This window comes from Kitasatospora sp. NPDC096147 (assembly GCF_044763225.1).
GTDB lineage: Bacteria > Actinomycetota > Actinomycetes > Streptomycetales > Streptomycetaceae > Kitasatospora.
Genome location: NZ_JBIWFX010000002.1, coordinates 1015784 through 1028949 on the forward strand (window position 1 = coordinate 1015784; position 13166 = coordinate 1028949).

General features: G+C 69.6%; 8 protein-coding genes. All 8 read left to right on the plus strand.

Annotated elements, in window-relative coordinates; translation table 11 throughout:
* Nucleotides 1–30 precede the first annotated feature (30 nt).
* Nucleotides 31–855: a hypothetical protein gene (locus ACIRBX_RS10175; RefSeq protein ID WP_402295160.1), complete on the plus strand. Its 825-nt coding sequence runs from the start codon at nucleotides 31–33 to the stop codon at nucleotides 853–855.
* 291 nt (nucleotides 856–1146) lie between these two features.
* Nucleotides 1147–1710: a 50S ribosomal protein L10 gene (rplJ, locus tag ACIRBX_RS10180; protein WP_396296802.1), complete on the plus strand. Its 564-nt coding sequence runs from the start codon at nucleotides 1147–1149 to the stop codon at nucleotides 1708–1710.
* Between the two features lie 91 nt (nucleotides 1711–1801).
* Nucleotides 1802–2185 (plus strand): 50S ribosomal protein L7/L12, encoded by a 384-nt coding sequence (gene rplL, locus ACIRBX_RS10185; RefSeq protein WP_402295161.1) that lies wholly within the window; start codon nucleotides 1802–1804, stop codon nucleotides 2183–2185.
* Between the two features lie 601 nt (nucleotides 2186–2786).
* Nucleotides 2787–6263 carry a DNA-directed RNA polymerase subunit beta gene (rpoB, locus tag ACIRBX_RS10190; protein ID WP_402295162.1) on the plus strand — a complete coding sequence of 1159 codons (3477 nt, stop codon included), beginning with the start codon at nucleotides 2787–2789 and terminating at the stop codon, nucleotides 6261–6263.
* Between the two features lie 101 nt (nucleotides 6264–6364).
* Nucleotides 6365–10255, plus strand: coding sequence for a DNA-directed RNA polymerase subunit beta' (locus ACIRBX_RS10195; RefSeq protein WP_402295164.1), 3891 nt, complete (start codon nucleotides 6365–6367; stop codon nucleotides 10253–10255).
* 172 nt (nucleotides 10256–10427) lie between these two features.
* Complete coding sequence (locus ACIRBX_RS10200) at nucleotides 10428–11099, plus strand: DUF4097 family beta strand repeat-containing protein (RefSeq protein WP_402295166.1); 672 nt, start codon at nucleotides 10428–10430, stop codon at nucleotides 11097–11099.
* Between the two features lie 46 nt (nucleotides 11100–11145).
* Nucleotides 11146–12336, plus strand: coding sequence for a sensor histidine kinase (locus ACIRBX_RS10205; protein WP_402295168.1), 1191 nt, complete (start codon nucleotides 11146–11148; stop codon nucleotides 12334–12336).
* 10 nt (nucleotides 12337–12346) lie between these two features.
* Nucleotides 12347–13021 (plus strand): response regulator, encoded by a 675-nt coding sequence (locus ACIRBX_RS10210; RefSeq protein ID WP_402295169.1) that lies wholly within the window; start codon nucleotides 12347–12349, stop codon nucleotides 13019–13021.
* The last annotated feature ends 145 nt before the right edge of the window (nucleotides 13022–13166 follow it).

Consider the following 13166-nt stretch of genomic DNA (forward strand, 5'->3'; position numbering starts at 1 on the left):
GGTGCGGTGGCACGAGGACGGGATGACGGCATGACGAGGGCTCGGCGGACGGCGGTGCTGGCACTGGCCGCCCTGCTGCTGGCCGGTGCGGCCGGTTGCGGCTCGGACGGGGCGAAGCCCCCCGGCCCGAGCCCGACCCCGAGCCCCTCGGCCAGCCGCACCCCGACCGGCCTGCCCAGCCCCACCGACCGCTCCCCGCACGGGGTGCTGCTCTCCGCCCAGCTGGCGATGGACACCGCCCGCCGGGCCGGGTACTCCGCCCGGTTCGGCGAGGACTCCTTCTCCGGGGTGCTGTTCTGGGCCCCCAAGACGGTGCTCAGGCTCAAGCGCCCGGGCAGCTCCGAGCAGCTGGTGATACTCGACACCACCGCCTACCGGGGCGGCGACCCGGCCACCGCCGAGCGGAACGCCGGCCGGCACTGGGAGAAGTACGCCGCCCAGGGCGGCGCCCGGGACATCCCGTACGGAGCCCTGGTGGACCGGCTCAACCCGATGGTGGCGCTGACCGCCGCGGTGGCCGCCGAGCGCCCGCAGCTGATCGGCGAGGAGACCATCGCGGAGGTCACCGTCCAGCACTACCGGGTGACGCTGAGCTCCGAGCGGTACGCCGCCGCGCAGACCCAGCTGCCGACGGCCCGGCAGGACGCGCTCCGGGCCGGGCTGGGCAGCGCGGAGGTCACCCTGGACCTCTGGCTGGACGACAAGGACCAGCTGGTCCGGCTGGTCCGGGCGGGCGGTCAGGGCAAGGACACCGTGACGTACCAGGACTGGGGCGGCGCGCTGTCGGTGCAGGCTCCGGACGCGGCGGACACCGCGGACATGGGTGGGGCGGCCTTGCCTCCGTTGGCGTCCTGACCGGATTTGGTTCGAAAGCCCGGCCCGGGGTACGGTGGGGCCTGCCAAAGACCGCTGGTTGTCGCCGTTTCCCTCCCGGGGGAGCCGGCACCGAAGGTCCCGCGTAAAGCGGGCGGCCCGCGCAGGTGTGTCTGGTGCGTCTGATTTCCGGTCCTTCGGGGCCGTCGAGGTCTGCAAGCCCCATGCCCCTGCGCATGGGGCTTTTTTCGTCACCACGTGGTTCGAGGCGTTGGATGGTCGACTGATCCATGGTCGGCCTGACTTCGACATCACGGAAGGAGGCGTAAGCCTATGGCCAGGCCCGACAAGGCTGCTGACGTCGCTGAGCTGACGGACAAGTTCCGCTCCTCCAGCGCCGCGCTGCTGACCGAGTACCGCGGTCTCTCGGTGAAGCAGGTCAAGACCCTGCGTCGCTCGCTGGGCGAGAACGCCCAGTACGCCGTGGTGAAGAACACGCTGACCAAGATCGCCGCCAACGAGGCTGGGATCACCGAGCTCGACGACCAGTTCACTGGTCCGACGGCTGTCGCCTTCGTCACCGGTGACCCGGTGGAGTCGGCGAAGGCTCTGCGTGACTTCGCCAAGGAGAACCCCGCTCTGATCATCAAGGGCGGTGTCCTTGACGGTAAGGCGCTGTCCGCCGATGACATCAAGAAGCTCGCGGACCTCGAGTCCCGCGAGGTGCTGCTCGCCAAGTTCGCGGGTGCCCTGAAGGCCAAGCAGTCCCAGGCTGCCGCGCTCTTCCAGGCCCTCCCGTCGAAGCTCGTCCGCACCGTGGACGCGCTTCGCGACAAGGTCGAGCAGGGCGGTGCCGGCGCGCCGGCTCCCGCCGCTGAGGACGAGGCCGCCGAGTAATTCGGCAGGCTCACGCCTCGCTGCGGGCCAGTGCCCGCTTCACCCCGTACATCCGGCACCTAACCTGCCGATTTAGTGGAAGGACGCCATCATGGCGAAGCTGACCCAGGACGAGCTGCTCGCGCAGTTCGAGGAGCTCACCCTCATCGAGCTCGCTGCCTTCGTGAAGGCCTTCGAGGAGAAGTTCGACGTCACCGCTGCCGCTCCGGTCGCCGTTGCCGCCGTCGGTGGCACCGGTGCCCCGGCCGAGGTCGCTGACGAGCAGGACGAGTTCGACGTCATCCTCGACGGTGCCGGCGACAAGAAGATCCAGGTCATCAAGGAGGTGCGCGCCCTCACCTCCCTCGGCCTGAAGGAGGCCAAGGACCTCGTCGACACCGCTGGTGCGAAGGTTCTCGAGAAGGTCGCCAAGGACGTTGCCGAGAAGGCCAAGGCCCAGCTCGAGGGCGCCGGCGCCAAGGTCACCGTCAAGTGACTCAGTGCCCTCCCTGAGAGGGCGCGAGGCCGGGCCGATCACCCCTGCGGGTGGTCGGCCCGGCCTTTTTTCGTCCTCCGGGACCTGACGTTCACCGTCCTGGCGCACTGTGGGCTCGGCCACTGTCGGCAGGGCCGGGTATGGTGATCGCTGTCGTCCCTGGAGGGCCGTCGGCGGGGCTGTAACGCGGTGGCCTGCTCGGACGATGAACGGCGTGAGGTCCGCACTCCGGTGCGGCCCTTGACGAACCGCACCGGGCGCGCGATTCTCAAGGCGCGCCCCGCGTGGTGGGTCCAAGCGGTCGGAGCGGTTCCGGATGCATATTCCGTGGCTCCGACGGGAACTGACTCATCGTGAGGTGCGGTGGCCCGGGGCGTCCGGGCCATTGGTGAGTGGTAGGAGAGGGGTCTCCGATTCGGTCTCCGAATCAGAGCTTGTCAGCAGTGTGCCTTTTGGCTACACTGTCCCTTTGCGCTGCCTGTTAGCTGCTCCGTGACTCGTCGCCCGGAGTGGCCCCTGTCCTGACCTGGGGTTTTCCGCCTCGGCAAGGCCCGGCCGGTACGCGCGTAGTGAGCTCCGAGCCCTCGGAAGGACCCCCCTCTTGGCCGCGCCGCGCAACGCCTCGAACAATTCCGCCGCATCCACCGCCCCGCTCCGCGTCTCGTTCGCGAAGATCAAGGAGCCCCTCGAGGTCCCCAACCTCCTGGCCCTGCAGACCGAGAGCTTTGACTGGCTGCTCGGCAACGCGGCCTGGAGGTCACGGGTCGAGGAGGCTTTGGAGAACGGTCAGGACGTCCCCACCAAGTCCGGTCTGGAGGAGATCTTCGAGGAGATCTCCCCGATCGAGGACTTCAGCGGGTCGATGTCGCTGACCTTCCGCGACCACCGTTTCGAGCCGCCGAAGAACTCCATTGACGAGTGCAAGGACCGCGACTTCACGTTCGCGGCCCCGCTCTTCGTCACTGCCGAGTTCACCAACAACGAGACCGGTGAGATCAAGTCTCAGACGGTCTTCATGGGCGACTTCCCGCTCATGACCCACAAGGGCACCTTCGTGATCAACGGCACCGAGCGTGTCGTGGTCTCGCAGCTGGTGCGCTCGCCGGGCGTCTACTTCGACTCCAGCCTGGACAAGGTCTCCGACAAGGACATCTTCTCCTGCAAGATCATCCCCTCCCGCGGTGCCTGGCTGGAGATGGAGATCGACAAGCGCGACATGGTCGGTGTCCGCATCGACCGCAAGCGCAAGCAGTCGGTCACCGTGCTGCTCAAGGCGCTCGGCTGGACCAACGAGATGATCCTCGAGGAGTTCGGCGAGTACGAGTCGATGCGCGCCACCCTGGAGAAGGACCACACCCAGGGCCAGGACGACGCGCTCCTCGACATCTACCGCAAGCTGCGCCCCGGCGAGCCGCCGACCCGCGAGGCCGCCCAGACGCTGCTGGAGAACCTGTACTTCAACCCGAAGCGGTACGACCTCGCGAAGGTCGGCCGGTACAAGGTGAACCGCAAGCTGGGCAACGCGGAGTCCCTGGACTCCGGCGTCCTCACCGAGCCCGACATCATCGGTGCGATCAAGTACCTGGTGAAGCTGCACGCCGGCGAGGTCGAGTGGCGTGACGACGAGGGCCGCGACATCGTGGTCGAGGTCGACGACATCGACCACTTCGGCAACCGCCGCCTGCGCAACGTCGGCGAGCTGATCCAGAACCAGGTCCGTACGGGTCTCGCCCGCATGGAGCGCGTCGTGCGCGAGCGCATGACCACCCAGGACGTCGAGGCGATCACGCCGCAGACCCTGATCAACATCCGGCCGGTCGTCGCCTCCATCAAGGAGTTCTTCGGCACCAGCCAGCTGTCGCAGTTCATGGACCAGACGAACCCGCTGTCGGGCCTGACCCACAAGCGTCGTCTGTCCGCGCTCGGCCCCGGTGGTCTGTCCCGTGAGCGGGCCGGCTTCGAGGTCCGTGACGTGCACCCCTCGCACTACGGCCGCATGTGTCCGATCGAGACCCCCGAAGGCCCGAACATCGGTCTGATCGGCTCGCTCGCGTCCTACGGCCGGGTCAACGCCTTCGGCTTCATCGAGACCCCGTACCGCAAGGTCGTCGACGGTGTCGTCACCGAGGCCGTGGACTACCTGACCGCCGACGAGGAGGACCGCTTCGTCATCGCGCAGGCCAACGCCCCGCTGACGGACGACCTGCACTTCGCCGAGCCGCGCGTCCTGGTCCGCCGCCGTGGCGGCGAGATCGACTACATCCCGGGCACCGAGATCGACTACATGGACGTCTCGCCGCGCCAGATGGTGTCGGTCGCGACCGCCATGATCCCGTTCCTCGAGCACGACGACGCCAACCGCGCGCTCATGGGCTCCAACATGATGCGCCAGGCGGTGCCGCTGCTGAAGAGCGAGGCACCCGTGGTCGGCACCGGCATGGAGTACCGCTGCGCGGTCGACGCCGCCGACGTGATCGTGGCCGAGAAGGCCGGTGTCGTCCAGGAGGTCTCGGCCGACTACGTCACCGTGGCCAACGACGACGGCACGTATAACACGTACCGCGCCGCCAAGTTCACCCGCTCCAACCAGGGCACCTCCTTCAACCAGAAGGTGCTCGTCGACGAGGGCTCCCGCGTCGAGGTCAACCAGGTGCTGGCCGACGGCCCCTGCACCGACCAGGGTGAGATGGCGCTGGGCAAGAACCTGCTCGTGGCGTTCATGTCCTGGGAGGGTCACAACTACGAGGACGCGATCATCCTGTCGCAGCGCCTCGTCCAGGACGACGTCCTCTCCTCGATCCACATCGAGGAGCACGAGGTCGACGCCCGTGACACCAAGCTGGGCCCCGAGGAGATCACCCGGGACATCCCGAACGTCTCCGAGGAGGTCCTCGCCGACCTCGACGAGCGCGGCATCATCCGGATCGGTGCGGACGTCGTCACCGGCGACATCCTGGTCGGCAAGGTCACCCCGAAGGGCGAGACCGAGCTGACCCCGGAGGAGCGCCTGCTCCGCGCGATCTTCGGTGAGAAGGCCCGTGAGGTCCGCGACACCTCGCTGAAGGTGCCGCACGGTGAGTCCGGCAAGGTCATCGGCGTCCGCGTCTTCGACCGCGAGGAGGGGGACGAGCTCCCCCCGGGCGTGAACCAGCTGGTCCGCGTCTACGTCGCCCAGAAGCGCAAGATCACCCACGGCGACAAGCTCGCCGGCCGTCACGGCAACAAGGGTGTCATCTCGAAGATCCTGCCGGTCGAGGACATGCCGTTCCTGGAGGACGGCACCCCGGTCGACATCATCCTCAACCCGCTGGGCGTCCCGTCCCGAATGAACCCGGGACAGGTCCTGGAGATCCACCTCGGCTGGCTCGCCAAGCAGGGCTGGGACGTCTCCGGCCTGGCCGACGAGTGGGCCCAGCGCCTGCAGGCGATCGGCGCCGACACCGTCCAGGGCGGCACCAACCTCGCCACCCCGGTCTTCGACGGCGCCCGCGAGGACGAGATCACCGGCCTGCTGGACCACACCACCCTCACCCGTGACGGTGAGCGCCTGGTGAACTCCACCGGCAAGGCCCGGCTCTTCGACGGCCGCTCCGGCGAGCCGTTCCCGATGCCGGTGTCGGTCGGCTACATGTACATCCTGAAGCTGCACCACCTGGTCGACGACAAGCTGCACGCCCGTTCGACCGGTCCGTACTCGATGATCACCCAGCAGCCGCTCGGTGGTAAGGCGCAGTTCGGTGGTCAGCGATTCGGTGAGATGGAGGTGTGGGCCCTCGAGGCGTACGGCGCTGCCTACGCACTGCAGGAGCTGCTCACCATCAAGTCCGACGACGTCCTGGGCCGCGTGAAGGTCTACGAGGCGATCGTCAAGGGCGAGAACATCCCCGAGCCCGGCATTCCCGAGTCCTTCAAGGTCCTCATCAAGGAAATGCAGTCGCTCTGCCTCAACGTGGAGGTGCTGTCCTCGGACGGCTCGTCCATCGAGATGCGTGACTCCGACGAGGACGTGTTCCGCGCCGCCGAGGAGCTCGGCATTGACCTGTCCCGGCGCGAGCCGAGCAGCGTCGAAGAGGTCTGATTGAGGCCGGGCCGGCCGATCCAGCATCGGCCGGCCCGCCCCCAGGCCCCCCTCAGACCAACAGACAGAACCTCGATTCACGAAAGAGGGCTTGACGACCAGTGCTTGACGTCAACTTCTTCGACGAGCTCCGCATCGGCCTGGCCACCGCCGACGACATCCGCCAGTGGTCCCACGGCGAGGTCAAGAAGCCGGAGACCATCAACTACCGCACCCTGAAGCCGGAAAAGGACGGGCTCTTCTGCGAGAAGATCTTCGGCCCCACCCGGGACTGGGAGTGCTACTGCGGCAAGTACAAGCGCGTCCGCTTCAAGGGCATCATCTGTGAGCGCTGCGGCGTCGAGGTGACCCGCGCCAAGGTGCGCCGCGAGCGGATGGGCCACATCGAGCTGGCCGCTCCGGTCACCCACATCTGGTACTTCAAGGGTGTCCCGTCCCGCCTGGGCTACCTGCTCGACCTGGCGCCGAAGGACCTCGAGAAGGTCATCTACTTCGCCGCCTACATGATCACCTGGGTCGACGACGAGCGTCGTCAGCGCGACCTGCCCTCGCTGGAGGCGCACGTCTCCGTCGAGCGCCAGCAGATCGAGAACCGTCGGGACTCCGACCTGGAGAACCGGGCCAAGAAGGCCGAGACGGACCTCGCCGAGCTGGAGGCCGAGGGTGCCAAGGCCGACGTGCGCCGCAAGGTGCGCGAGGGTGCCGAGCGCGAGATGAAGCAGCTGCGCGACCGCGCGCAGCGCGAGATCGACCGCCTCGACGAGGTCTGGGCCCGCTTCAAGAACCTCAAGGTCCAGGACCTCGAGGGCGACGAGCTGCTCTACCGCGAGCTGCGCGACCGCTTCGGCACCTACTTCTCCGGCTCGATGGGCGCGGCGGCCCTCAAGGACCGCCTCGAGACCTTCGACCTGGCCGAGGAGTCCGAGCGCCTGCGCGAGATCATCCGGACCGGCAAGGGCCAGAAGAAGACCCGTGCGCTCAAGCGCCTCAAGGTCGTCTCCGCCTTCCTGCAGACCACCAACAAGCCCAACGGCATGGTGCTGGACTGCGTCCCGGTGATCCCGCCGGACCTGCGTCCGATGGTCCAGCTCGACGGTGGCCGCTTCGCCACCTCGGACCTGAACGACCTGTACCGCCGCGTCATCAACCGCAACAACCGCCTGAAGCGGCTTCTCGACCTCGGCGCGCCCGAGATCATCGTGAACAACGAGAAGCGCATGCTCCAGGAGGCGGTCGACGCCCTCTTCGACAACGGCCGTCGTGGCCGGCCGGTCACCGGCCCGGGCAACCGTCCGCTGAAGTCCCTGAGCGACATGCTCAAGGGCAAGCAGGGTCGTTTCCGCCAGAACCTGCTCGGCAAGCGCGTCGACTACTCGGCCCGTTCGGTCATCGTCGTCGGCCCGCAGCTCAAGCTGCACCAGTGCGGTCTGCCCAAGGCCATGGCGCTGGAGCTCTTCAAGCCGTTCGTGATGAAGCGCCTGGTGGACCTGAACCACGCGCAGAACATCAAGTCGGCCAAGCGCATGGTCGAGCGCGCGCGCCCGGTGGTGTGGGACGTCCTCGAAGAGGTCATCGCCGAGCACCCGGTGCTGCTGAACCGTGCGCCCACCCTGCACCGCCTCGGCATCCAGGCCTTCGAGCCCCAGCTGGTCGAGGGCAAGGCCATCCAGATCCACCCGCTCGTCTGCACCGCGTTCAACGCGGACTTCGACGGTGACCAGATGGCCGTCCACCTGCCGCTCTCCGCGGAGGCGCAGGCCGAGGCCCGCATCCTGATGCTGTCCTCGAACAACATCCTGAAGCCGGCCGACGGTCGCCCCGTCACCATGCCGACCCAGGACATGGTGCTCGGTCTGTTCTTCCTCACCTCGGACCGCGAGGAGGTGAAGGGCGGTGGCCGCTCCTTCTCCTCCACCGCCGAGGCGATCATGGCCTTCGACGCCCGCGAGCTGGACGTCCAGGCCCCGATCGACCTGCGCCTGCCGGTCGGCACCGTGCCGCCGCGCGGCTGGACCCCGCCGGTGGACGAGGAGGGTCAGACCTCCTGGTTCGAGGGCGAGTCCTTCCGCCTGAGCACCACCCTGGGCCGCGCGCTCTTCAACGAGCTGCTGCCCGAGGACTACCCGTTCGTCGACTACGAGGTGGGCAAGAAGCAGCTCTCCGCGATCGTCAACGACCTGGCGGAGCGCTACCCCAAGGTCGTCGTCGCGGCGACCCTGGACAACCTCAAGTCGGCCGGCTTCCACTGGTCGACCCGGTCCGGCGTCACCGTCTCGATCTCCGACGTCGTCGTCCCGCCGACCAAGCCCCAGATCCTGGAGGGCTTCGAGGCGAAGGCGGAGAAGGTGCAGCGCCAGTACGAGCGCGGCCTGATCACCAACGACGAGCGCAAGCAGGAGCTCATCAGCATCTGGACCCAGGCGACCAACGAGGTCGCCGAGGCCATGAACGCGAACTTCCCGAAGACCAACCCCATCTTCATGATGGTGGACTCGGGTGCTCGTGGAAACATGATGCAGATGCGTCAGATCGCCGGTATGCGTGGTCTGGTGTCGAACGCGAAGAACGAGACCATCCCGCGTCCCATCAAGGCCTCGTTCCGTGAGGGCCTGTCCGTGCTGGAGTACTTCATCTCCACCCACGGTGCCCGTAAGGGTCTGGCGGACACCGCCCTGCGTACCGCCGACTCGGGTTACCTGACCCGTCGTCTGGTGGACGTCTCGCAGGACGTGATCATCCGCGAGGAGGACTGCGGCACCGAGCGCGGCCTCAAGCTGGCGATCGGCCTGGTCGAGAACGGCGTCCTGCGCAAGACGGACGACGTCGAGACCAGCGTCTACGCCCGCATGCTGGCCGAGGACATCACCGTCGACGGCAAGCTGCTGGCCACCGCCAACACGGACCTCGGCGACGTCCTGATCGACGAGCTGATCCGGCACGGCATCGGTGAGGTCAAGACCCGCTCGATCCTCACCTGTGAGTCGGCGGTCGGCACCTGCGCCATGTGCTACGGCCGTTCGCTGGCCACCGGCAAGCTGGTCGACATCGGTGAGGCGGTCGGCATCATCGCCGCCCAGTCCATCGGTGAGCCCGGTACCCAGCTGACGATGCGTACCTTCCACACCGGTGGTGTGGCCGGTGACGACATCACCCAGGGTCTGCCCCGTGTCGTCGAGCTCTTCGAGGCGCGCACCCCCAAGGGTGTCGCCCCGATCTCGGAGGCCCAGGGCCGGGTCCGGATCGAGGACACCGAGAAGACCCGCAAGCTCGTCGTCACCCCCGACGACGGCAGCGACGAGATCGCCTACCCGGTCTCCAAGCGCGTCAAGCTGCTGGTCTCCGAGGGCGAGGCGGTCGAGGTCGGCCAGAAGCTGACCGTCGGTGCGACCAACCCGCACGACGTGCTGCGCATCATGGGCCAGCGTGCCGTCCAGGTCCACCTGGTGGCCGAGGTCCAGAAGGTGTACAACTCGCAGGGCGTGTCGATCCACGACAAGCACATCGAGATCATCATCCGGCAGATGCTCCGCCGCGTGACGATCATCGAGTCGGGCGACGCCGAGCTGCTCCCGGGCGAGCTGGTCGAGCGCGGCCGGTTCGAGACCGAGAACCGTCGCGTGGTCTCCGAGGGCGGTCACCCCGCCTCCGGCCGTCCGCAGCTGATGGGTATCACCAAGGCCTCGCTGGCCACCGAGTCCTGGCTGTCGGCGGCCTCCTTCCAGGAGACCACCCGGGTGCTCACCGACGCGGCGATCCACGCCAAGTCGGACCCGCTGCTGGGCCTCAAGGAGAACGTCATCCTCGGTAAGCTCATCCCGGCCGGTACGGGTCTGCCCCGCTACCGCAACATCCGGGTCGAGCCGACCGAGGAGGCCAAGGCCGCGATGTACTCGGCCGTCGGCTACGACGACTACGACCTGTCGCCCTTCGGCGCCGGCTCCGGCCAGGCGGTCCCGCTGGACGACTACGACTACGGCCCGTACACCGGCTGACGGTCAGTCACACGATCGCAGGGCGGTCACCCCACTCGGGGTGGCCGCCCTGCGGCGTTCCCGGACTCCCCCCGCCGGGGGAGGGGAGGGGACCGCTCCGAAGAGGGAGGTGGCCGGCCCGGCCGGGCGGGAGACTGGGGCGGTCGGTTCGGTCTGCGGGAGGGGTTCGGTCGTGAAGCGGGTAGCGCTGGGCGTGGTGGTGGCGGCGGTCGTGGTGGCCGGGGTGAGCGGGTGCGGCGTGGACAAGGAGCGCAGGGACGTCGGCTACGAGGTCGGCGGGATGGTGCGGGTGCTGGTAGTGGACTCCGGCACGGGGGACGTGCGGGTCACCGGCGGGGGGACGGCGGTCGCCGTGACGGAGCGTCAGGAGTGGTCGGGGAGGCAGCCGGAGGCCCGGCACGAGCTGGTGGACGGCGAGCTGACGCTCTCCTACCGGTGCCCGGACGGGGACTGCTCGGTGGGGTACGAGGTGAAGGTGCCGGCCGGGACGCAGGTGCGGGTGAAGGCGGGCACCGGGGACGTGGCGCTGACCGGGCTGACCGGGCAGCTGTGGGCGGAGGCCGCGACGGGCGGGGTCCGCGCGGAGCGGATCGGGGCCCAGAAGGTGGAGTTGAAGGCCGGTACGGGTGACGTGTCGGCCGCGTTCGCGGTGGCTCCCGAGGAGGTGAAGGCGACGGCGGGCACCGGCACCGTGCGCCTGGAGCTGCCGAAGGGGGAGGAGTACGCGGTGGACGCCAAGGCCGTCACGGGGGCCGTGCGGGTCGACGTGCCGCAGCGCACGGCGGCGGAGCGGAAGGTGGTGGCCCGGGCCGGCACGGGTGACGTGACGGTCGGTGTCGGCTGAGCCCGGCCCGGTGCGGGATGATCGACCCCACGGGGGTGAGGCCGGGATGGAGCGGTGGCAGGCGCGCGCCGAGCGGGCCGGGGCCTGGTGGCGGGCCCGGTCGGCCGGAGTGGATCCGTACGTGCTGGACGTGGGGCTGGCGGTCGCCTCGGCGGCCGTCGCGGTCTGGACGGTGTGGCACGACGAGCCGGACTGGTCGTGGTGGGCGTACGCGCTGGCGGTGGCCACCGCGCTGCCGGTGGTGTGGCGGCGGTCCGCCCCGTTCACGGTCTTCTGCCTGAGCAGTGCGGCCTCGATCGCGGTCACCGTGCTGGCGCACACGGCGATGCCGCAGGTGCCGCTGGCGGCGGTGGTGTCGGTCTACACCGTGGCGGACCGGGGCCGGGACTGGCAGCGCTGGCTGATGCTGACCGGGCTGGTCTGGGGGAACGTGGCCGGCACCCGCTCGCTGAACGGGGCGTTGTTCAGCGTGCTCACCTCGGTCGGGGCCTTCGTCTTCGGCTCGCTGGCACGGGAATTGCGCCGCAAGGTGGCGGCCGAGGCGGACCGGGCCGGCGAGCTGGCCCGCCGGGCGGCGGCGGACGCGGCCCGGGCGGTGGCCGAGGAGCGGGCCCGGATCGCCCGGGAGATGCACGACATCCTGGCGCACGCGGTCTCGCTGATGGTGATCCAGGCCGAGGCCGGGCCGCTGGTGGTGCACAAGGACCCGGACCGGGCGGCCCGCACCTTCGACACCATCGCCGATTCCGGCCGCGACGCGATGGTCCAACTCCGGCGGGTGCTCGGCGTGTTGAAGGAGCAGGGGGTCGGCCCGGAGCTGGCCCCGCAGCCGACCCTGGCGGAGCTGCCGGCCGTGGTGGAGCGGGTCCGGGAGTCGGGCCTGCGTGTGGAGCTGGACTGCGCGGAGGCCGGCCCCCCGGAGGTGCAGGCGGCGGCCTACCGGATCGTGCAGGAGGCGCTGACCAATACGGTGAAGCACGCCGGTGCCACCCGGGCCGAGGTCAGCGTGGCACCGGCGGGCCGGGAGCTGCTGGTCCGGGTGGCGGACGACGGGCGCGGGCTCGGCGCCGTACGGGCCCGGGAGCGGGCGGGGGACTGGTCGGGGGAGTGGTCGGGCGGCCGGGGGCTGGTCGGCATCCGGGAGCGGGCGGCTGCGGTGGGCGGCCGGGCGGAGGCGGGGCCCGGCCCCGAGGGGGTCGGCTTCGTGGTCAGCGCCCGTCTGCCGTTGGTGAGTTGAGAGGGAGAGCATGACGATCCGGGTGGTGGTCGCGGACGACCAGGAGCTGGTCCGGGCGGGGTTCGGGATGATCCTGGACGCGCAGCCGGACATCGAGGTGGTGGCGGAGGCGGCCAACGGCGCCGAGGCGGTCGAGCGCGTACGCGAACTCGCGCCCGACGTGCTGCTTTTGGACGTGCGGATGCCGGTGATGGACGGGCTGGAGGCGGCCCGCCGGGTCTGCGCGGAGCATCCGGGCACCAAGGTGATCATGCTGACCACCTTCGACGTGGACGACTACGTCTACGACGCGCTGTACGCGGGGGCCAGCGGCTTCCTGCTCAAGGACGTGCGCCGGGACGACCTGGCCCACGGGGTGCGGATGGTGGCCTCCGGCGAGGCCCTGCTGGCTCCCTCGGTGACCCGGCGGCTGATCTCCGAGTTCGCTGCCCGCCGGAGCCCGGGCCCCGGCCCGCAGCGCCCGCCGTCCCGGTTGCTGGAGCAGCTGACGGCCCGTGAGGCGGAGACGCTGCGGCTGCTCGCCCGGGGGCTCTCCAACGCCGAGATCGCCGGGGCCTTGGTGGTGAGCGAGCACACCGTGAAGACCCACGTCTCCAACGTGCTGGCCAAGCTGCAGCTCCGGGACCGGGTGCACGCGGTGGTCTTCGCGTACGAGTCCGGCGCGGTGGTGGCCGGCGAGGAGTGAGGCCGGCCGGGCGGTGCGGCCCGGTCGGTGGTGCGGCTCGTGGCCCGGCCGGTGGTGCGGCTCGTGGCCCGGCCCGGCCGGTGGTGCGGCCCGGCTCGTGCGGCAGGCCCCGGCCCGGACTCCCCCGCACGGGGGAGCTCGCCGG